Here is a 21,862-nt window from a genome sequence, read left to right as displayed (position 1 = left end):
AAGTCACTTTGAAATTGTTTACTAAGTTATACGATATGGCATTAGTGTGGGCAAAACATCGCCATGCAGAGCGTTATTTAGCCGGAATGAGCTTTGCGGAGTCCGTTATTTTCCCCGTACCACCCGATGTAATGTTAGCACCTATGGCACTTGCGCAACCTAGCAAAGCTTGGCGTTTTGCCAGCTTTACTACGATTGCATCTGTGATTGGTGGTGTTTTGGGTTATTTGTTGGGGTTTTGGTTATTTGAACCTGTGGTTGAACCGCTTATTAACCAAATGGGTTGGCAAGACAAGTTTGATATCGCCCTTGAGTGGTTTAAAAACTACGGTGTTTGGGTGGTGTTTTTGGCTGGTTTCTCACCCATTCCCTATAAAGTGTTCACCATAGGTGCGGGGCTTTTACATATGGCCTTTTTACCATTTTTACTGGCATCTGCAGTAGGACGTGGTGCCCGGTTCTTTTTAGTGGCGGCGCTAATGAAGTGGGGTGGTGTGAAAATGGAGCAAAAATTACGTCAATACGTTGAAGCACTTGGCTGGGGCTTAGTCATTTTAATCGTCGTTGCTTACTTTTTATTACGTTAACCGCTAAAAGTTACAACTTTTGAAATTAAGGGTAAAGCACTATGAATAAACAATATGTGTTCTATGTTACTTTATTTATGAGTGTTTTGCTCAGCGCTTGCTCTTCCCGCCAAGCCCCTGCACCTGTTAGTAGTTTGGATACAAGTGTTAAACCATACATCAGCAGAATAAATATAAATGGGGACAAGTACACCGTTAAAAAAGGAGATACGCTTTACTCTATAGCATTTAGTGCCCGCCAAGATTTTCGAACATTAGCAAAAAATAATGCTATACCAGCCCCTTACATTATTCATCCTGGTCAAGTGATCTCTTTTATTCGTGTTACAGAAAAAAATAAAAAGCAGGAAAAATATACGAATTCGAGCAAAAAGTCTACAAAATTGAAACTAAAAAATAACAAAAAATTAAAAAAAGAGCTTGATCAGCCAAAACAACGAGAGTATGTTCAAAAACAAGCCAGTAAAAAAGTTAGTAATACTAGTCAGTTAAACCCAAGAAAGGTACGTTGGTTTTGGCCTGCTAAAGGTAAAGTAACACAACGTTTTTCGACTAGAGAAAATGGCTATAAAGGGCTACAAATTACTAACAAAAAAGGGTCGTCTGTTTTAGCAGCAGCACAAGGGACCGTGGTATATGCGGGTAACGCACTTCGAGGATATGGTAATTTAATCATTTTGAAACATAATGATGATTATCTTAGTGCTTATGCACACAATTCGAAGCTGTTAGTTAAAGAGAAACAGAATGTGAAAGCAGGGCAAAAAATAGCAGAGATTGGCAGTTCAGATTCTGATGTTACGGCATTGCGTTTTGAGATCCGTTATAGAGGAAAAGCTGTTAATCCCCAAAAATACTTGCCTTAGCTATCGGGTATTGACACCAGTGATTGAATAATCACTTATTTGCTTGAGGGTACGCTAATGGGTAACACAGCAAAAGTAGAAAAAACGAAGTCCGCGGCTGATGAAAAATTTGATGATGTGGTAGTTGAAGAAGCTACAGCATTATTAGAGGAAGTCGATAAAGAAGATGATATATTCGCTAAAGAGGAGGTAACCAAAAATTTAGACGCCACTCAATTGTATTTAGGTGAAATTGGATTCTCTCCTTTATTGAGTGCTGAAGAAGAAGTGTTTTTTGCCCGCAAAGCGTTAAAAGGCTGTGAAGCATCCCGCAAACGCATGATTGAAAGTAACCTACGTTTAGTTGTAAAAATTGCCCGTCGCTATAATAATCGTGGTCTTGCATTACTTGATTTAATTGAAGAAGGTAATTTAGGACTTATTCGCGCGGTTGAAAAATTTGACCCAGAACGTGGTTTTAGATTCTCAACCTATGCTACTTGGTGGATCCGTCAAACCATTGAGCGTGCGATTATGAATCAAACGCGTACCATTCGCTTACCTATCCATGTAGTCAAAGAATTAAATGTATACCTGCGTACAGCGAGAGAGCTGACGCAAAAGCTTGACCATGAGCCAACCGCTGAAGAAATTGCAGAGTGTTTAGATAGACCCGTTGAAGATGTCACAAAAATGCTGCGTCTAAACGAAAAAATTACCTCAGTAGATACGCCAATCGGTGGCGAAAACGACAAAGCATTACTTGATATTATTGCAGATGAAAAAGGCTTTAGCCCTGAAGGCGAAGTACAAAACAATGATATTAATAAACATATTGTAGACTGGCTCGGTGAGCTTAACCCTAAGCAGCGTGAAGTATTAGCCCGTCGCTTTGGTCTACTCGGCTATGAGCCATCGACACTTGAAGATGTAGGTCGTGAAATTGGTTTGACTCGTGAACGAGTTCGCCAAATTCAAGTTGAAGCATTACGCCGACTAAAAGACATTTTGCAACACGAAGGGTTAAGTACTGACAGTTTATTTGATCAGTTTTCGTAAGTTTCTAATTATCTAAACATTAAGACATAAATTAAAAAGCCGAAGCGATTATCGCTTCGGCTTTTTAATATCTGCAATTACTACAACAGTGCTTTTAATTTATACAGTAAATCTTGCGCTTGGCGTGGGCTTAAATTATCCAAATCGATTTCAGCCAGCAGAGTCTCTACCTCACTTGGTTCGCTTTCAAATAATGATGCTTGTTGCGTGTTCATATCTGCGGTTACTGGTTGATGATTTTCGAGCATCTTTAGCTTTTGTTTAGCTTGCTTAATCACCGCTTTTGGTACACCAGCTAATGCGGCAACCTGTAAACCAAAGCTTTTACTCGCTGCGCCATCAAGTACGGTGTGCATAAACGCGATAGTGTCATTGTGTTCAATCGCATCTAAATGCACATTTACCAGCCCAGCTTGTTGCTCGGCCAGTTCGGTTAGTTCAAAGTAATGAGTGGCAAACAGTGTTTTTGCAGCAATTTTTGATGCTAAGTGATCAGCTGTTGCATACGCTAGTGAAAGACCATCGTAAGTACTGGTACCGCGGCCTATTTCATCCATCAACACCAGTGACTGTGCAGTTGCATTATTTAAAATTGTTGCGGTTTCAGTCATTTCAACCATAAAGGTTGAACGGCCAGAGGCGAGATCATCACTTGCACCTATGCGGGTGAATATACGGTCAATATTACCAATTTTCGCGCTATCTGCAGGCACAAAACTGCCAATATGAGCCATCAATACTATTAAGGCCGTTTGACGCATATAGGTTGATTTACCCCCCATATTTGGCCCCGTAATAATCAACATTTTACGTTGGTTATTTAATTCAACGGGGTTGGCAATAAATGGGTCTTTCATTACTTGCTCAACAACAGGGTGACGGCCTTGCTTAATGCTAATATCGTCGTTATCGCAAAGCTGCGGCTTTGCATAATTAAGAGCTATTGCACGCTCAGCTAAATTATTGAGTACGTCTAAATCAGCTAAGGCGCCTGCCATCGTTTGTAGCTGCTCTATGTGCGGGGCGATAAACTCGAACAATTGCTCATAGAGTTGCTTCTCCAGTGCGAGTGCCTTTGATTGGCTGCCGAGGACTTTGTCTTCATGCTCTTTTAGCTCTGGAATAATGTAGCGTTCGTTGTTTTTAAGCGTTTGACGACGAATATAATCTGCTGGCACTAAATGTGAGTTGGCACGGCTTACTTCTATAAAAAAGCCATGCACTTTGTTGTAGCCAATTTTAAGTGTACTAATACCTGTGCGTTCGCGCTCACGTAATTCTAATTGATCAAGCACATCTGTAGCACCTTGGCTAAGTGCGCGCCATTCATCTAGTTCGCTATTATAGCCAGGAGCAATAACTCCCCCGTCACGAATCAGTACAGGGGGATTATCAATAACGGCACGTTCTAATAAATCTTGCAGTTCAGGCAAGGCTGGGGAGTCGGCAATAATTTGTGCAATGCGAGGGTCACTGGCGTCATTTAATAACGCATGCAGCGGGCTTAACGCTTGTAATGCACCGCGTAGGCGAGTTAGATCACGAGGTCTTGCTGTCCATAATGCTAAGCGCGCTATAACACGCTCTATATCGCCTATTTGCTTTAGCGACTCGTGTAATTCACCACATAACTGCGCATCAATAATTGCACTAATGGCATTGAGGCGCGCGTTGAGCTCTGGTTTTGAACGAATCGGCGTATGAATTCGGCGTTTTAATAATCGTGAACCCATCGCTGTTGCAGTTTTATCAAGTACTTGTGCAAGGGTATTCTCATAGCCACCAGATAGGTTTACGGTTAACTCTAAATTTTTACGGGTTGCTGCATCAAGAATGACAGCATGCTCATTATGCTCAAGCGTGATTGCACGAATATGAGGCAGGGCAATCCGTTGCGTGTCTTTAACGTATTGCATTAGGCAACCGGCAGCAACTAGCGCAGCTTTGGCTCTATCAACCCCAAAGCCGACTAAATCTTTAGTACCAAATTGATCGCATAAAAGGTGTTGCGCTGTGTCAAGGTCAAACTCCCACTCAGGGCGACGGCGAATGCCTTTAATATGCTCTATTAAATGTACGTTAGTAAAATCTTCACTGTAGAGTAATTCGGCTGGCGCTAAACGTTGCAGTGTTGAACTAAAAGCTTCATCGGTATTTACTTCAACAACATTAAAACGCCCAGAATTTATATCTAAATAGGCAATACCATAAAGGCCTTTTTTACTCTGCCATACACTGGTAAGTAAATTATCTTGGCGCTCTTGTAACAAGGCTTCATCTGAAATAGTCCCAGGTGTGACAATACGAACAACTTTGCGCTCTACAGGCCCTTTGCTGGTTGCAGGGTCGCCCACTTGTTCACAAATAGCGACAGATTCACCCATTTGCACTAATCGAGCTAAATAGTTTTCAACTGCATGATACGGTACCCCGGCCATAGGGATAGGATCGCCACCGGCTTTTCCACGATGAGTTTGTGAGATATCTAAAAGCTGCGCGGCACGTTTTGCATCATCAAAAAAGAGTTCGTAGAAATCACCCATTCGATAAAACAATAAAATATCACGATGCTCAGATTTTATTTTTAGATACTGCTGCATCATCGGAGTTTGTTGACTTATTGTCTGTGGTGCATAAAGATCAAACGACATGTATTTACCCAAAGGCTGAATATGGAGTTACATCAAGAGATTAAAACACTTGCTGCGCAATTAGGTGGTATTTTAACGGATAAACGCTTATGGATCACTACCGCTGAGTCATGTACTGGAGGTGGTGTGAGTTATGCGCTTACTGATACACCTGGAAGTTCTGCCTATATTGACCGTGCGTTCGTTACTTATAGCAATCAAGCAAAACAAGATTTACTTAAAGTAGCGGCTGCAACGTTGGCTGAATATGGTGCTGTGAGTGAGCAAACAGTGCTAGAGATGGCAGCGGGCGCATGCAAAGTCACAAATGCAGATATTAGTATTGCAGTTTCTGGCGTTGCAGGGCCTGGTGGAGGTACAAAAGAAAAACCAGTCGGGCTTGTCTGGTTTTGCATTCAAATAGGTAATAAACAGTACCCAAGTCAGCAATTGTTTTTTGGCCACAGAGCCAGTGTTCGGGCCCAAGCTATTGTTTATGCTTTAAAAGAAGTAATAGAGAAGATAAATTTATAAAATAAGCTTGATACTGTGATTTCATACAGTATACTTGTCTGCATTAGCCGGATTTGGAGAACAAAATGAACGATAACAAACAAAAAGCATTAGATGCAGCTTTATCTCAAATTGAGCGTCAATTTGGTAAAGGCTCAATCATGAAATTGGGTGACAATAAAGCACTAGACATTGAGGCTGTTTCTACAGGTTCACTAGGTATCGATATTGCTTTAGGCATAGGTGGCTTACCTATGGGTCGTATTGTTGAAGTGTATGGTCCTGAATCATCAGGTAAAACAACTTTAACGCTACAAGTTATCGCTCAAGCACAAAAAGAAGGCAAAACCTGTGCATTCGTAGATGCTGAGCACGCACTTGATCCAGTTTACGCGCAAAAGTTAGGCGTAAATATTGATGATTTACTAGTGTCTCAACCAGATACGGGTGAGCAAGCGCTAGAGATTTGTGACATGTTAGTACGCTCAAGTGCTGTTGATGTTGTTATTGTCGATTCAGTGGCTGCTCTCACACCAAAAGCTGAAATTGAAGGCGACATGGGTGATTCACACATGGGCTTACAAGCTCGCTTAATGTCACAAGCATTACGTAAGCTAACGGGTAACATTAAACGCTCAAACACATTATGTATTTTCATTAACCAAATACGTATGAAAATTGGTGTTATGTTTGGTAACCCTGAAACGACAACCGGTGGTAATGCACTTAAGTTTTACGCATCAGTTCGTTTAGATATTCGTCGTATTGGCTCTGTGAAAGAAGGCGATGAAGTTGTTGGTAATGAAACTCGCGTAAAAGTTGTTAAAAACAAAGTTGCACCACCATTTAAACAAGCTGAATTCATCATTATGTATGGTGAAGGTATTTCTAAGCATGGCGAACTTATTGATTTGGGTGTTAAGCACAAAATTGTTGAAAAAGCCGGTGCATGGTACAGCTACAATGGCAGTAAAGTTGGCCAAGGTAAATCTAACTCAATTAAGTTCTTAAAAGAGAACCCTGAGATTTCAGATGAAATTGAAGGCAAATTGCGTGATATGCTTTTGCTTAAAGCTGAAATTAAACCGGAAGACGGTGAAGACGCGGGCTTAATAGCAGAAGACGAGTTATAAAAATTAAAGAGTAAGCGCGATTTGACCCGCACTTAACGATTAAAAAAGCCGCTAAATAATTAAATTTAGCGGCTTTTTTGTATTTATGCTTTGTTAGCAAGTTAGCAAGTTAGCAAGTTAGCAAGTTAGCAAGTTAGCAAGTTAGCAAGTTAGCAAGTTAGCAAGTTAGCAAGTTAGCAAGTTAGCAAGTTAGGGCTAAAATGCATACTTAACAGAGAACTGCAAGCGATCCATATCGCCATCATTGCCACTTTCGAGTTCACGTTCAGCGTGTTTAAATTCAGCACCAAAGGTTAGTTTTTTAACGGGTGAATAGAGAATATTAGCGCTGTAGCTTTGGCTAGATTCAGTTGGGTCACCTGTAATTGTAAGTAAATCAGTGTTATTGTCAGCTGAGAAGAACGAGTAGAGGAATGTTGAGCGCCATTGGTTATTCCAATTATGCTGATAAGCAACAAAACCTGAGGTTGAGTCAATGGCATCGAGTTCATCGCTATTTAATACGGCACCATGGGCAACATTTAAACCTACGTAACGACCTAAGCCTTTGCCTTGGGTAAGCATAAATTTAAGGTTGTTTTTACCGAGGTTCACTTTACCTGATGCACTAAGACCAAATGAGGTCTCATCAGCATCTATACCATTTTGTTTATATGTTAATTGACGTGCTAGACCTGTAACGACAAATTGGCCCCAATCAGCGTTCATTGTGTAACGAGCTGTAAAATCAGGCAATGACGCGTCATCGGTTGCAACGCGAGCACCACCTTGTGTTGTAACTGTGCTTTCAGGGTTTTCTAGCGAGAAAGACCATGCACCGGTTGTGTATTTAACTTGAGCTTGGCGCACAAACACCGTGCCTTCAGCTGGACCTACAAAATCAAGTGTTTCAGGCAGTGCACCAACATTTTGGAAGTTTGACCATGTTTGACCAAATAACCATCCATCATAAGAAATAAAAGCGTGGCGAATACGTGGCGCGTATGAGTTAGAAACGCGTTCATTACCACCAGCAGCAGACGCTAAAAAATCTATTTCGATTTTACTATTTATAGTTTTGCCATTGTCTAAGAGTGTTGATGTGCCAAAATTAAAACGAGACTGGCGTGCGTGCATATCAAATACAGCATCAGAGTCGTCGTCGGTGCCAACTGTTAATGTACTTGGTACATAAAAGTCACGCCCTACATTTGTTCCAGCAGGAGCACCAGCTGAATAATCACTCCACATTGCATCGATTTTTACGTAACCGCCATAATTAATGTCTGTGTCACCAATTGTGGCAGCTTGTGTTGTCGTGCTCAGTGCGCATAAAACAGCGGTTGCGGTGAGGGATCTTATTAGTGTTGTTTGTGTTGTCATGGTTGGTTTCCTATTCGGTGCAGTTGTTATACATTCTAATAATGTCACTTTTGATGATGTACGCTTTTTACTCAATTACCTATTGGTCTATTAGACTAATGTTTGACAACAGTAGACTTGAAAAAACAAGGTTGTTAATCTTATGTTATTAAAAGTTTTAAAATAGTAAGCGCTAATTTAGCCTTAACCGATAGTTTATAAAATAGTATTACAACTAAGGTCTAATACTTTCATCAGCCATGCTGAGTGATCCTTGAGGTAGGCCTTTGGCAAGTAATTACAAATGGAGACGACTATGTCACAAAGTATCTATCCAGTTCCTGCACATATCAAGAATGCAGCCTTAGTTGATAACGATAATTATAATACACTGTACAAGCAATCGATTGATGATCCAGAAAGTTTTTGGTCAGAGCATGGTAAACGCCTTGATTGGTCTACTCCTTACACTAAGGTAAAAAACACCTCATTTGATAAAGGGCATATTAATATTAAGTGGTATGAAGATGGCGAACTGAACGCCTCTTATAACTGTATTGACCGTCACCTTGCAACCAAAGCAGATAAAACTGCATTGATTTGGGAAGGTGATAATCCAGAACAAAGTGAACATATTAGCTATCAAAAATTACATGATGAAGTAGCTAAATTTGCAAATGGCCTTAAAAATTTAGGTGTGCAAAAAGGTGATCGTATTGCGATTTATATGCCTATGTCACCACAAGCTGTTTATGCTATGCAAGCATGTGCTCGCTTAGGGGCAATTCACTCTGTGGTATTTGGTGGTTTTTCACCATCAGCAATTGCTGATCGCATTAAGGATTCTGGCGCTAAAATTGTTATTACGTCAGATGAAGGCCGACGCGCTGGTAACACAGTACCGTTAAAAGCGAATGTTGATGAAGCGGTTGCGCAAGAATCGGTAACTACAATTGAGCATGTTGTTGTTCATCAGCTTACAGGTGGTGAAGTTGATTGGAATGAGCAGGATGTTTGGTGGCATGATTTAGTTGCTGATGTGCCAGCACAGTGCACGCCAGAGCCAATGAATGCAGAAGACCCGCTATTTATTCTGTATACATCTGGCTCAACGGGTCAACCTAAAGGTGTTGTACACACAACTGGTGGCTACCTAGTATATGCATCAATGACGCATGAATATGTATTTGACCTTAAAGAAGATGATGTATTTTGGTGTAGTGCTGATGTGGGTTGGATCACAGGTCACAGTTACATTGCTTATGGGCCGTTAGTGAACGGTTGTACACAAGTATTGTTTGAAGGCGTGCCAACATATCCTACAGCAGGACGTATGGGTGAAGTAGTTGATAAGCATGGTGTAACCATTCTTTATACCGCACCTACGGCGATTCGCGCACTTATGGCTAAAGGTGATGAGCCAACGTCTACATCTAACCGTGATAGCCTTCGTATTTTAGGCTCGGTGGGTGAACCAATTAATCCAGAAGCATGGTCGTGGTATTACGAAAATATAGGTAAGAGTAACTGTCCGATTGTGGATACTTGGTGGCAAACAGAAACTGGCGGTATAATGATCACGCCACTTCCAGGTGCTACTGATATGAAGCCAGGCTCAGCGACTCGTCCATTTTTTGGTATTGCTCCAGCACTATTTGATGCTGAAGGTAATACATTAGAGGGCGCTGTAGATGGTAACTTAGTCATTTTAGATAGCTGGCCTTCACAAGCGCGTACTGTTTATGGTGATCATGAACGTTTTGAACAAACTTATTTCTCAGCATACCCTGGTGTTTATTTTACAGGTGATGGTTGTCGTCGTGATGAAGACGGTTATTACTGGATCACCGGACGTGTTGATGACGTACTAAATGTATCAGGACATCGTTTAGGTACTGCGGAAATTGAAAGTGCGTTAGTTGCTCATGAAGCTGTAGCAGAAGCCGCTGTTGTTGGCTTCCCTCATGACATAAAAGGTCAAGGTATTTATGTTTATATTACTCCGAATGAAGGAGTAACTGTAAGTGATGAATTAACCAAAGAAGTGCGTAACTGGGTTCGTAAAGAGCTAAGCCCAATAGCTTCACCTGATATGATTCAATGGTCACCAGGTTTACCAAAAACTCGTTCAGGTAAGATTATGCGTCGTATTTTACGTAAAATCGCAGCAAATGAGCACCAACAACTAGGTGACACCTCAACGCTTGCAGATCCTAGCGTGGTTGATGAGTTAATCGAGAACCGATTAAATCGTTAAATATGCGTTAAAAACTTGATTAGAAGTTGATTCTAAACGTAGTATATCGGCTGTCAGCTATTCGATAGGTGACAGCCGAATTTATTAGGAGTGAACCATGAGTCAGTTTTTAATAGCGGATGACCACCCGTTATTTCGTGAAGCACTAAAAGGGGCGTTAAGTAGCAAATTTGCTGATTTAGAAGTTTTTGAATCAGAAGATTTTGATACCACACTTCAAGTGCTCAGCGAACAAGAAGATCTAGACATCTTACTACTAGACCTACACATGCCAGGCAATGGCGATTTATACGGCCTTATTCGTATCCGTGAAGACTACCCAAGTTTACCTATTGCGGTGGTTTCAGGTAGTGAAGATATCAATATTGTTTCCAAAGTAATGAGTTATGGTGCGATGGGATTTATTCCTAAGTCATCGTCGTCAGAAGACATTGCTGGGGCAATAAATCAAATACTTGATGGCGATGTATGGCTCCCTGTAGAGCTTAAAGACAAAGTCGAGACCATAAAAGGCGAAGATAAAGAAATCGCCGCACAAGTGGCATCTTTGACGCCACAACAATATAAAGTATTACAATACTTACATGAAGGCTTACTCAATAAGCAAATTGCTTACGAGTTACATATTTCTGAGGCAACAGTAAAAGCACACATTACAGCAATATTTAGAAAACTAGGCGTATATAATCGTACTCAAGCTGTACTCATTGCAGCAAAATTACAACTAGAACCGATTGAGTCAGCGTCTTAACCTTCAAAAATAAAGAGGCAAATAGCCTCTTCATTTCTAGATCAAACCTATTACCTAGCTAAACACGACAGTTTTATTACCGTTGATAAATAACTTATGTTCAGACGCTAATTGCAGTGCTTTGCAAAACACTGTTTTTTCAACATCTTTCCCCATCTTAGCCATCATTTCTGCGGTATTGGCATGATTAACATGAGTGACGTCTTGCATGATAATAGGCCCTTCATCGAGCTCATTATTAACAAAATGCGCTGTTGCACCAATAATTTTTACACCTCGTTCAAATGCTTGGTGGTACGGTTTTGCACCAATAAAAGCGGGTAAAAATGAGTGATGAATATTAATGATTTTACCATCAAAGCGGCCAACAAACTCAGGACTTAAAATACGCATGTATTTAGCAAGGCCAATAACATCGGGGTTGTAGCTGGCAATTAAGTCACCCACCTGCTTATCATGTTCTACACGGCTTAGTCCTTCATGGCTAACAACATGAAACGGAACATTAAAGCCTTTTGCTAAAGGCGCTAAATCTGGGTAATTAGCAATTACAGCAAGCACTTCAATGTTAAGGGCTTGCTCAAACTGTTTGAGTAAAACGCCTCCTAAGCAATGGGCTTCTTTGGTGGCAAGCAGCACAACTTTGGTTTTCTCGTTGTTGTGCAAAGTAACCTTTGCGCCAGTAGGCAGCAGGCCTTCAAGCTGGGTTAAAAATTCGCTATTTGGTTGGTCGCTAAGCTCAGTACGCATAAAAAAACGTTTTGCGTCTTTATCTACAAATTCGTTATTGCGGGTAATATTTAAATTATGTTCGTGACAAAGCCCAGTGATCTTAGCTATTAAGCCTACATCATCCGCACATTGCGTAGTTAGAATCGTGTTCATTTTTCCTCATTCAAATCCCGTGAACCCAAGCCTCCATTATTTGTTAATTGACCACTATTGCAAGCGCTTTATCAAGTAATTGATTATTACTCATGAGTCACGAGGGGTAAATGCAATCCCAGTAGGGGTAGTCGGCGAGGGTTGTCACTAATTTTGCTTTTAATGGGTTTGCAACGATATAACGGGCTTGGTTTATTAAATGTTTTATCACGAATCAAGTGGTCGTAGTAGCCTTTTTACCAGAGTTTATGGATGCCATATTGGCGGCAGGAGGTGGCTGATTGGCCATTAAATATTCGAATTATGCTTGCAAGCGTGGCAAGTTCAAGTAATTGGAATTGCCAGTGAAGATGGTCTGGCATGAGCACAAAGGCGATTGATTTTATAATTTGTTGCTGCTCGATTTGTTGCATATGTTTGATGATTTTCCGGTTTGTAGCAAAATCGGTAAAAACGGCTACCGCTGATGGGTAACGAAGGTGATGCTGTAAAAATGATTGGTTAAAGACACCCTGCCTTTTCTCAATTTATACGTATTATTCATTCATAATCCTTGTGGGTTAAATTTTAAGCGTAGCAGCGGGTTTACCCCGCGCCGAACTTAAATCGTGTAAATGTACCCCGCGTCGATTCTATCGCGTAAATAAATGCCACGTCATTTATCTTAAAGCGAGAGATAAACTCTTTAAAAGGGCACGGGATAAACTCTTAAAAGGACGCGACCTAAAGTCGCTGCTACGTTTCGAGGTATAATCGACGCGGGGTAAACCTTTAAAAGGACGCGACGTTTAGACAGATAAAAATATTTTAGATATATGAGAAAAATAAAAACATTTTTCGTTTCTGTCATTATTGTAATTTTATTCGTAAAATTTATTTAACAATAAATAATAACTATCAGGAATTACATGAGTTTACAGTTTGAATCCCCTAAAACGAAAGCACCAATTATATTCGCGTTAAGTCTTTTTTTATCGGCATGTGGAGGGGGAGGCGGCAGCGATGATCCACAAACTACGAAGTCCGATGTTGACAAGCAACCTGATAAGGTTGAAGAGTCGCGCTTAGTGTGGGAAAAGTCATTACCAACTACAAGTTTTGCTTATTACTCGTCACCGGCACTCAGTGCTGATGAGCAAACCGTTTATATAGGCACGGCCAAAAATGTGCGTAATGATCCCGCAGGCAGTGATTTGATGGTAGCTTATAACCGCGATGGCAGTGAAAAGTGGCGTTACACCTTACCTAATGGCGAAGAGGTTCGCTCAAGCCCTGTTGTACACAATGATAATATTTATTTTACAGTCGATAAGCGCACTGGTGAGTTTGATAAAGCATATCGAGATTTAGTCGCTCTTAATAGTAGCGGCGAGCAAATATGGCGCCAACGTGTATCAGATTATGCTTTGCAAACAAGCTCTGGTTTAACTAAGGTTGCGGCTTTTAAAGAGCAGGTAATATATACAGGGTTAGATATATTTGCTTTTGATGCTCATAATGGTGAGCGCTTATTTGAGCGTTTATGTAATTGCGAAGAACGACAAGACCGATTTGTAAATGGGGCGGTAAATTACAATGGTGAATTGGTATTTTATGATGAAGGCCGCGTACTTAAGCTTGATTTAAATAGCTATGAATTAGAGGGTGAGTTCAAAGATGTAGACACCTTTGCAGGCGACTTGGTTTACTCAACTCCAGCTATTGATTCTAACAATAATATTTATTTTGGTTCTGAAGCCGGGATTTTATACAGCTTTGATGATAATTTGGATCTGCGTTGGAAGTTTGAATTACCAAATCCGCAGGTATTTGAAACGCCACATATTCGTTCATCAGTTGCGATAGATGAATCACGCGGGAATATTTACTTTGGCACAAGTAATAATGACGATAGTGAAATTTATGCGCTTGAACTCAGTTCAAAAGCAATAAAATGGCAAACCCAAATTACTGGTAACGTGAAGGTATCACCAGCAATCGGTGACAATGGTAATATTTATTTCGCGACAGAAAATGATTTAATGCATGTGTATTCACCTAATGGTGAGCTTGTATGGCAATATGATCTAAAAGCCAGTGCTACCTGGTCATCCCCTGCAATTGATAGTCAAGGCATCTTGTATATTGGTACTCTTTCAGAGGGAGATCGTAATGATGCAAATGCCACCGGTAAACTAGTGGCTATTCAAACTGATAGCACGGGTTTAATGTCTAATACTTGGTCTAAAATACACCGAGATAATCAAAATAGTGGTGTGGTTAAGTAATTATTCCACATATAAATAGGTATAGGATCTTTGATTGGGCTTGAGCAAGCAGGTCAAATCAAAGCATTATTAAATTTATAATTACCTCTTTGCTTAGAATTTACATTAATCCCGATGCTAGCTTTTCATTTGCGAGGTTTAGTCTTTCTATGGTTCGAGTATAACGAATGCTGTCTTCACCTAGGCTTTGGCGAAAGCCTTCGGCGGCATGCTCAAGGTGAACCTTGGCAGGTTGCCACTCTTGTAACTCTATTAGCGTTCGTGCTAAAGCTGTTTGAACTAATGCACTACGGTATGAAATTTCAGGATACAGTGTAAGAGTTTGCTGTAGCGTCTCATTTAAAATCTCTTTCGCTTTTATTTGATTGCCCATTTCAGAATATGCTAACCCTAAATTTCTTGCTGAGGTCAGTGTGCTTGTATGCACTTTGCCGTACATTAACGTATTTGATTCAAGTGATTCGTTATAAGCATTAATAGCTTCTTCAAAACGCTTCTGATAACCATAGGCATTGCCTAAGTAGCTATAGCCATAAGCATAATCTATGTGTTTTTTACCATAGCGCCCTTCTACCATGGCAATGGCCTGTTTATGCAGTGGTATAGCTTTGTCGTATTCACCTAAGCGTGAAAAGTTATTGCCCATTTCATTAAGAGTTAGTGCTAAGGTCGGGTGATCTTTTGGGTATACTTTGACTTGAACTTTATATATATCTTCAAGTAAAACTTTTGCCGCATCAAAATTTTCATTGGCAGAATAGGCACTTTGTAATGTAAATAAAGCATTTAAGTATTCAGCTGAGTTTTTTACGAAGTGTTGTTCGCTAAATTGTACAGCTAGTTGTGCTTCTGCTAATTGTTCTACTAGCTTTCCTTGCTCTTGAAATATGGCAGTACGTTTGTTTTTTAGTGCAATGACTGCGGTATAAAGTTGATGCTCAATAGCTAATTGCTCGGCTGTTTGTAATTTAGCAAGTGCCTGCTCATATTGGTCGCTATAAAAAAGAATATCAGCCAGACTACTAAAGTATTGAACACGCCTTTTAGGGGAGAGAGGCTTTTTTTGTATTGAATATAAAACCTGCTGGGCTGACTCTATTTCTGATTTTTGAATATAAATTTGTGCTTTGATTAGCGCTTTTTCAATATCAAGACTGTTATTGTTACTTAACGCGAGTAGCTCAAGCGCGCTCGCATACTCACCAACGCCGCTTAGCGCTTTAGCTAAATATAATGCGACTTTAGGTTGTGATTGCAGTAAATCATTTTCATTACTAAGGCGCTGTTTTGCGCCGAGTAGTAAGTCTTGTGCACTTATCTCATGTCCATCGTATGCAGCTGGATCTGCAGATTCGAATACATTAATCAAAAAATCTGCTACATATTCAGTGGTTTCCCTTTCTTGGTTTAAATGTATGTTTTTTTGCCATAATGCATTCGTAAATAAAGCACATGCAATAATGAGACTTATACCAAGTGATGTTATTAGAGGATTACGTTGAATAAACTTTTTGCATCGATATAGATAATGAGTGTTAAAGCTTATCGGCTCCGCACTTAAATATCGTTTAATATCGGTGTTAAGTTCAAGTGCAGTTGCGTAACGAGTTGCCTGCGCAGATGATGCGTGTTTAATGATTCCTAGTAGCTCACTAGAGCTTTCTTTAATAGTACTAGCGAGTACTTTTCCTAAACTAAATACATCACTCTGGGTTGTAAGTGCTTGGCCTGCAAGCTGCTCAGGGCTGGCGTACTCTTGGCTTAAAGCCTTGATATACTCATTAACAATTAAGTCAGCTTGGTCATTACTTATCGTACGAGCAACGCCAAAATCAACGAGTTTAGGTTCACCTTGTTTGTTAACAAGGATGTTTGATGGTTTTAAATCTGCATGTATCACCCGGTTTTGGTGAGCGTAGCTAACCGCATCACAGACTTTACAAAATAAAGAGAGTCGTTGTTTTGTATTTAAGTTCTCTTCATCGCAGTAACTTAAAAGTGTTGTTCCTTCAATGTACTCCATCACCATGTACATGCCAAATTCACATTCGCCAGCGTCTAACACACCAGCTATATTTGGGTGGTTCAATAATGCCAAATATTGTGCTTCACGCGTTAGGTTTTGCGGGCCATGTAATGCAGTAATGGTTGGGTATATAACTTTTATAGCAACGGTTTGCTCAAATTTACCATCATTTCGCTTTGCTAAGTAAACAACACCCATCCCCCCAGAGCCTAATAATGCCTCTAATGTGAAGTGACTAATGTGTTTACCTATTAAATCCTCTATTTTTATATTTTCACTTAAGAGCTCAGTTGAATGGCTTATTGATTGATGAAACTGTGTTTTTTGTAAGTTTTTATTGTGGGCTAGAATTAGTTGCTTAGTTTCATGGAATATATCATCACTGATACTTTCTAAGCTTTCTAACCCCTCTATAAGGTTTGTAGGGTGCTCTTTTAATAAGTAATCAAGTAGGTTCAGGGGATCGGTAAATTTCATTTTTTATTCTTATTTATAGTTATTGTTCTATACGCATTCTTAAAAATGCTTTGGCTGCGTCTAATTCTCGGTAAGTTGTAGCGAGCGATATTTTGAATTGTTCAGCAAGTGCTTTGCTATCTATGCCTAAAAAGTAGTGCATCGAAAATATTTGAGCTTTTTGTGGGTGATTTTTCTCTAAGTGATTTAATGCGCTATCTAGGGCTAAAAAATCTTCTTGATGTTTTAAGTGGCTCTCACCTTGAGCTGCTTCATCACCGATTGGTGTTCGCTTTTTTGATTGAAATTTACGAATTTCGTCACGTAAAACATTGCGAATAAATACGCTAAGGTAAGCATTAAATTGCGTTTCGTGTTCTAGCGTTTTTTGAGGTGGAATAAGTTCAATTAATGATTGATGCAATAAAGAGCCTGTATGGGGTAAATGCTGTATTACATAAGTAGAATCAATTTCATCACGGTAGCTTTGTAGGTGTACATGACAAACTTGTTTTAAATGATAGTAAAGACGTGCTTTTAACTCGTTAGTACTTTTTGCACAGCCGCTTTGCCATCCATCTATTAACTCTTCTAATGGTGTCTGCATTTCTACATCCTCAAAAATTTAAGGTATTAAAGTACAATTGTACGCCAGCGATTACAACTGTTAACTTTGTGTTTTTGCTCTGGTTTTTAATAAGTAATGTTAATTATTGGGCTGTTAGAAATAGTTAGCTGAGATTTTATGTAAGTGTATGTGCGATTTATTTGCACATTTGTACACTTTATTACGAATACGTAAGGAACTGTAAGTATGGGTAATGCTTTGTAAAAGTTGAAATTTTCAGTCGATTTTATGGTCTCATAAGCACAATTAATATTGAGGAATGATTCCATGCACAGCTCTTTACTTAAAACTGTTTTAGTAACTACCTTGGCAGCAACATTAGCTGCTTGTTCTGGGGATGACTCATCAAGTAGCAGTAGTGGCTATATCCAACTTTATAACGGTTCTTACAATAGTCCGTACACTCGCTTATTTGTTGATGAGACCGAGCGTTCAGGTACTTATTTTGGTGATGTTACAACGCGCCATAATTATAGCTCTACAAGCTATGATGTTTCTTTTGAATATGTAGATGCTAATAATAGCTATATTACAATTCGTGAAGAGTCAGTCTCAATCAAAGACGATCAAACACAGTTATGGGTTATGAGTGGAGATTTCTCAGAGCCTAATTTTACTGAATTAGCTGTACCAACCAGCAGTGACGAAGATGAGTTTAACTTGGGCTGGTTTAATATTTCAGGCGAGGGTATTAATTATGATGTTTATATCGCGACTGAAGATGGCTTATTCGATACCGCGGAACTCATTGCGTCGCCCACTTATTTGAATGAGCTATCGCTACAAGCTTTCGAAGAAGGTTATTACACTATTTATATTACTCAAAGTGGTAGCACAGATGTTATTTTTGAATCAGCTACAGTATATTTTAATGATGAATCAAGCTATGTAGCGATGATCCGTCCGAGTTATGCTACTGAAGATGAAGGGATCACATTAGATATGGTTACTTCGAGTAACTCAGTGACATCACTTAAGCATCAATCTGCTCAAGGTCAATTACGATTTATTAATACGATAGATGATTATCCACAAGCCAGTTTTACTGCAACTCGTGGCGATGAAAGCCATGTAACTGAATTAACCGTAAATGATACTTTCTCAGATTATATTGAGCTCAACCCAAATAGCTTTAGTATTGCGATGATGGATGAAGCAGGTACGTCAATTGTTGATAATTACTTACTAACGTTAGAGCGAGAGCAAAGTAACGTAGGGATTTTTTACAACGATAAAGACTATGGCCCACGTATGTTAACAGTTGTAGAATCACTGACGCCAAGCAGTTATAACCATAATGTAACCGTCGTTAATCTACTTGATACTTATGCAGGGCAAGATATTACTGATGTCGATATCGCATTTACTTTAGATGGGGAAACTGTTGATGACGCCAGTAATTATATTGAGAGCCTTGATAAATATGACCAAGAAGACGAAGTTGTCGATAATGAAGTTTATACCACTTATGTACTTTACGAAGACAATGGTCAGCAAATAGTATTAATGCAGCAAGGGGATATGGATTTTACTCAAGAAGGTAATTATATCTTAATTCTAGAACATGATGAAACAAGTAGCACAGGTTTTAAAATGACCTTAGAGCGCACTGTAACTGATTCTGTAGAGTAATCTCAGTAGAGTAGTAAATCTATTAAATCTCAGCTTCGTTATATGAAGCTGAGATTTTTTTTGGCTATATTTTCACTACAGTTTACGTTATAAGGGAGGAATAAAAGTAGTCAGGGATTTAATATATGGATGACGTGTTCGGCTTAATTGTCATTTTATCGTTAGTGGTTGTGATCGGATCTATCGCCGGTTTAATCGCTTTAACGAAGGTAAGTGCGCTACAACAAGAAGTTACGCTTTTAAAAAAACAACTGCACTCAGTGATCACTAAAAGCTCGATTCCGTCAGTAAATACTGCGGTAAGGTTTGAATCTGAGCAACCACATTCGCACCCAACTGAACCTAAATTAGCGTCTGATGTCACTAATCAGCAACCTGTTACCTTAAATCAAACTACAACTACATCCACGCATAGGCATACAGTTAATAGTCCCCCAGCAACTAATAAGCGCTCTCACTCTGCATTCAATACATTCTTGGCTGAACTGAAAAATCAATTGCAACAAAATTGGATGACTTGGATAGGTGGTGTCGCTCTGGCCTTTGGCGGCATATTTTTAGCAAAGTACAGTTTAGATGCTGGTTTATTATCACCTAGTTTACGTCTTACCTTAGGCGGGGTATTTGGTGTAGCGCTAATTACAGCTGCTGAGTTTTTACACCGTAAAGGCATTATTTTTGAAGGCTTTACTAATTATGTGCCCGCGGCCTTAGCTGGTGGCGGATTTATTAGTTGCTTTGCATTAACGCTGCTCGCCTATTCAAGTTATGAAATGTTAAGCGCAACCACTGCTTTTGTGATGCTAGCTGTTATTGCACTAGCAGCGAGCTCTATGGCACTGCGCTTAGGGCCGTTATTAGCGGTATTAGGTATCGTTGGCGCGTATAGCGTGCCTATGTGGGTTAATACGGGAAGTGGCAATTTGGCAGCGCTGCTAACCTATATTGGGTTTGTTACTTTATCAGCTGTACTTGTGGCAAAAAGGGTAAACCGTAATTGGCTATGGTATTTACTTTGGGCAGGGCATATTGGCTGGTATTGGGTGGCTTTAAGTGTTGTTAAGTCAACTGAATATTGGCTTATGGGTGGTTTTTCCCTGTTATCTATCATAGGTTTAATCGCGATGATGCGCTTAGGTTTAACGCTGCGTCTGCTGGAATACCGCCCACATAGTTTACAGCGACTACTAAAATTACAGCCTGATAATCCATTATTGTTAGCGATTGTGGTGCCATTATTGATAGCGATAGCAATCTCTATGGCGAGTATGCAATGGCAAATTGTGATGGTGTGTTTAATTGTCATGCTGCTATTCTTGGTGCTGCAAAATAGCCGTTGGGATCTATGGCAAGGTTTAGCGCTACTAATTGCTGTTTTACTGGTTGTAACTCAGCATAATTATACTATTGATAGTAACGATCATTTATTTATATTTAAAAATATCTATGGGCTTGGTTTATTGCTCGGTATAGGTTTTTGTTTATACGGGCTGTATTTTGGTGCGCGTTATTATAAACGGTTAAGCTTTCACTTAGTGGCTGCCTTTAGTTTGTTTGTATTAATAGCGACACTTTACTCCCTAACTCCAGAGCAAGACTTAGTGGTAGCGTATTCATTATGGACAGTACTATTACTGCTTGGCAGTGGCGTATTAATCAAACGTGCACAAAATGCCCACACTCAATGGCAGCAGTTTAGTTATTGGGTTGGTGCTAATGCTAATGTCACCTTGTGTTTAACTATGTTATTAGCTGATAGCGGCCTCACGCTTGCGTTGGCTATTCAGGTATTGGTTATAAGTATTCTTGTTAAACGCCACAAAGTGCCTATGCCGCACTGGCCTATTAAAGCGCTCGTGGCAGCAGTACTTGCACGTTTAACGTTTGCACCGTGGATTGAGAGTTATGCAGATTTAACGCTTTTTTCAATGCATTGGAGCATAGTGGTTTACCCCATCGCTGTTGGATTATTTTGGTTTGCCGCAAAACAATGGCATAAAACAGATATGAAAATTTGGCTCGAAGGAGCTGCACTGCATTGTTTGGCATTATTTATCACGACTGAAACGAGTTATCAATTAGTTGGGCATTATCCACAACTTGGCTCTTTAAGTTTTTATGAGCAAGTATTACTTAGCTGTAACTGGCTAGCGTTAGGTTGTGTTTATTTACATCGCGCACAAAGTGCAGGGCAGTTGGCTAAGTTATACACAATAGCGGGTTTAATATTATCGGCTTTAGCTGGGCTGTTGTTAGTAAGCACTGCTCTTAATGAAAATCCATTATTAACATCCTTATATGTAGGCGAAACTCCGGTGTTTAACTGGATGCTGATGATGTGGTTGGTGCCAAGTGCCTTAACGCTGTGGTTAGCCACATTAGTAAAACCGGTCAATGCTCAACTGAGTAAAATAATGTTGGCAGTAGCGGGCGTTTTAGCTGCATTAGCAATAAATGCACTCATTCGCCAGTATTGGCAAGGTGCATATATCTACCTAGATAATATAACCAGTGATGCTGAACTCTATAGTTATTCGATTGTTTGGCTCTTGCTCGGCGCGCTGGTGGTCATTTCAGGGCATTTAAAGCAACAACTGCTGTTACAAAAAGTCGGGTTAGGTATCCTTGGGGCAGTGATAGTAAAAGTGTTCTTAATTGATATGGCAAGCCTGACGGGTTTACTCAAAGCGGTATCATTTATTGGGCTGGGGCTTTCGCTCGTCGGTTTGAGCTGGTTGTTTCAAAAGCTCAGAAGTAAAGCGCGAGTTAGCTGATTTTAATAAAACAGTACACCTAGCAAAATTGCTAGGTGTACTTATGTTTTTAGTGCGAATCAGTTTAATTTTTTGCCT

At 39.8% G+C, this 21,862-nt stretch carries 16 protein-coding genes; 10 read left to right on the top strand and 6 right to left on the bottom strand.

Annotation, left to right across the window (positions count from 1 at the left end; translation table 11 throughout):
* Positions 1-8: 8 nt before the first annotated feature.
* The 3 genes from AAEU30_RS18585 to rpoS are packed head-to-tail and all read left to right on the top strand — an operon-like array spanning position 9 to position 2,491.
* Complete coding sequence (locus AAEU30_RS18585) at positions 9-587, top strand: YqaA family protein (protein ID WP_421961820.1); 579 nt, start codon at positions 9-11, stop codon at positions 585-587.
* Positions 588-628: 41 nt separating this feature from the next.
* Positions 629-1,453: a peptidoglycan DD-metalloendopeptidase family protein gene (locus AAEU30_RS18580; protein WP_421961819.1), complete on the top strand. Its 825-nt coding sequence runs from the start codon at positions 629-631 to the stop codon at positions 1,451-1,453.
* A 57-nt stretch (positions 1,454-1,510) separates the two neighbouring features.
* Positions 1,511-2,491 carry an RNA polymerase sigma factor RpoS gene (rpoS, locus tag AAEU30_RS18575; RefSeq protein WP_421961818.1) on the top strand — a complete coding sequence of 327 codons (981 nt, stop codon included), beginning with the start codon at positions 1,511-1,513 and terminating at the stop codon, positions 2,489-2,491.
* Positions 2,492-2,571: 80 nt separating this feature from the next.
* Here the strand turns inward: rpoS and mutS are convergent, their stop codons facing one another.
* A complete protein-coding gene (mutS, locus tag AAEU30_RS18570) occupies positions 2,572-5,142 on the bottom strand; it encodes a DNA mismatch repair protein MutS (protein ID WP_421961817.1) in 2,571 nt (856 codons plus the stop codon).
* A 21-nt stretch (positions 5,143-5,163) separates the two neighbouring features.
* On the opposite strand from mutS, the gene AAEU30_RS18565 reads away from it, so the two are divergent.
* Positions 5,164-5,655, top strand: a complete 492-nt coding sequence (locus tag AAEU30_RS18565; protein WP_421961816.1) for a CinA family protein — start codon at positions 5,164-5,166, stop codon at positions 5,653-5,655.
* Positions 5,656-5,720: 65 nt separating this feature from the next.
* Complete coding sequence (gene recA / locus AAEU30_RS18560) at positions 5,721-6,767, top strand: recombinase RecA (protein ID WP_421961815.1); 1,047 nt, start codon at positions 5,721-5,723, stop codon at positions 6,765-6,767.
* Between the two features lie 195 nt (positions 6,768-6,962).
* Here recA and AAEU30_RS18555 read toward each other — a convergent pair whose 3' ends face one another.
* A complete protein-coding gene (locus AAEU30_RS18555; RefSeq protein ID WP_421961814.1) occupies positions 6,963-8,129 on the bottom strand; it encodes a DcaP family trimeric outer membrane transporter in 1,167 nt (388 codons plus the stop codon).
* Between the two features lie 295 nt (positions 8,130-8,424).
* On the opposite strand from AAEU30_RS18555, the gene acs reads away from it, so the two are divergent.
* Positions 8,425-10,365, top strand: coding sequence for an acetate--CoA ligase (acs, locus tag AAEU30_RS18550; protein ID WP_421961813.1), 1,941 nt, complete (start codon positions 8,425-8,427; stop codon positions 10,363-10,365).
* A gap of 97 nt (positions 10,366-10,462) precedes the next feature.
* On the top strand, positions 10,463-11,116 hold the full coding sequence (locus AAEU30_RS18545) for a response regulator transcription factor (RefSeq protein WP_421961812.1): 654 nt from the start codon (positions 10,463-10,465) through the stop codon (positions 11,114-11,116).
* A 54-nt stretch (positions 11,117-11,170) separates the two neighbouring features.
* Here the strand turns inward: AAEU30_RS18545 and purU are convergent, their stop codons facing one another.
* Both purU and AAEU30_RS18535 read right to left on the bottom strand, forming a co-directional pair.
* The gene (gene purU / locus AAEU30_RS18540) at positions 11,171-12,001 is read right to left on the bottom strand and encodes a formyltetrahydrofolate deformylase (RefSeq protein ID WP_421961811.1); all 831 of its coding nucleotides are present in this window, start codon (positions 11,999-12,001) and stop codon (positions 11,171-11,173) included.
* 236 nt (positions 12,002-12,237) lie between these two features.
* Positions 12,238-12,414: a hypothetical protein gene (locus AAEU30_RS18535; protein WP_421961810.1), complete on the bottom strand. Its 177-nt coding sequence runs from the start codon at positions 12,412-12,414 to the stop codon at positions 12,238-12,240.
* 495 nt (positions 12,415-12,909) lie between these two features.
* On the opposite strand from AAEU30_RS18535, the gene AAEU30_RS18530 reads away from it, so the two are divergent.
* Positions 12,910-14,268 carry an outer membrane protein assembly factor BamB family protein gene (locus AAEU30_RS18530; RefSeq protein WP_421961809.1) on the top strand — a complete coding sequence of 453 codons (1,359 nt, stop codon included), beginning with the start codon at positions 12,910-12,912 and terminating at the stop codon, positions 14,266-14,268.
* Between the two features lie 100 nt (positions 14,269-14,368).
* Here the strand turns inward: AAEU30_RS18530 and AAEU30_RS18525 are convergent, their stop codons facing one another.
* Together AAEU30_RS18525 and AAEU30_RS18520 are read right to left on the bottom strand one after the other, a co-directional pair.
* On the bottom strand, positions 14,369-16,771 hold the full coding sequence (locus tag AAEU30_RS18525) for a protein kinase domain-containing protein (protein ID WP_421961808.1): 2,403 nt from the start codon (positions 16,769-16,771) through the stop codon (positions 14,369-14,371).
* Positions 16,772-16,790: 19 nt separating this feature from the next.
* Complete coding sequence (locus tag AAEU30_RS18520; protein ID WP_421961807.1) at positions 16,791-17,357, bottom strand: RNA polymerase sigma factor; 567 nt, start codon at positions 17,355-17,357, stop codon at positions 16,791-16,793.
* A gap of 288 nt (positions 17,358-17,645) precedes the next feature.
* Here AAEU30_RS18520 and AAEU30_RS18515 point away from each other — a divergent pair, with 288 nt between their 5' ends.
* A complete protein-coding gene (locus tag AAEU30_RS18515) occupies positions 17,646-19,010 on the top strand; it encodes a hypothetical protein (RefSeq protein WP_421961806.1) in 1,365 nt (454 codons plus the stop codon).
* 125 nt (positions 19,011-19,135) lie between these two features.
* Positions 19,136-21,784: a DUF2339 domain-containing protein gene (locus AAEU30_RS18510; RefSeq protein ID WP_421961805.1), complete on the top strand. Its 2,649-nt coding sequence runs from the start codon at positions 19,136-19,138 to the stop codon at positions 21,782-21,784.
* Positions 21,785-21,862 lie beyond the last annotated feature (78 nt).

This window comes from Pseudoalteromonas mucoides (genome assembly GCF_049257175.1).
GTDB lineage: Bacteria > Pseudomonadota > Gammaproteobacteria > Enterobacterales > Alteromonadaceae > Pseudoalteromonas.
This window is presented reverse-complemented; position numbering and strand designations above follow the sequence as displayed.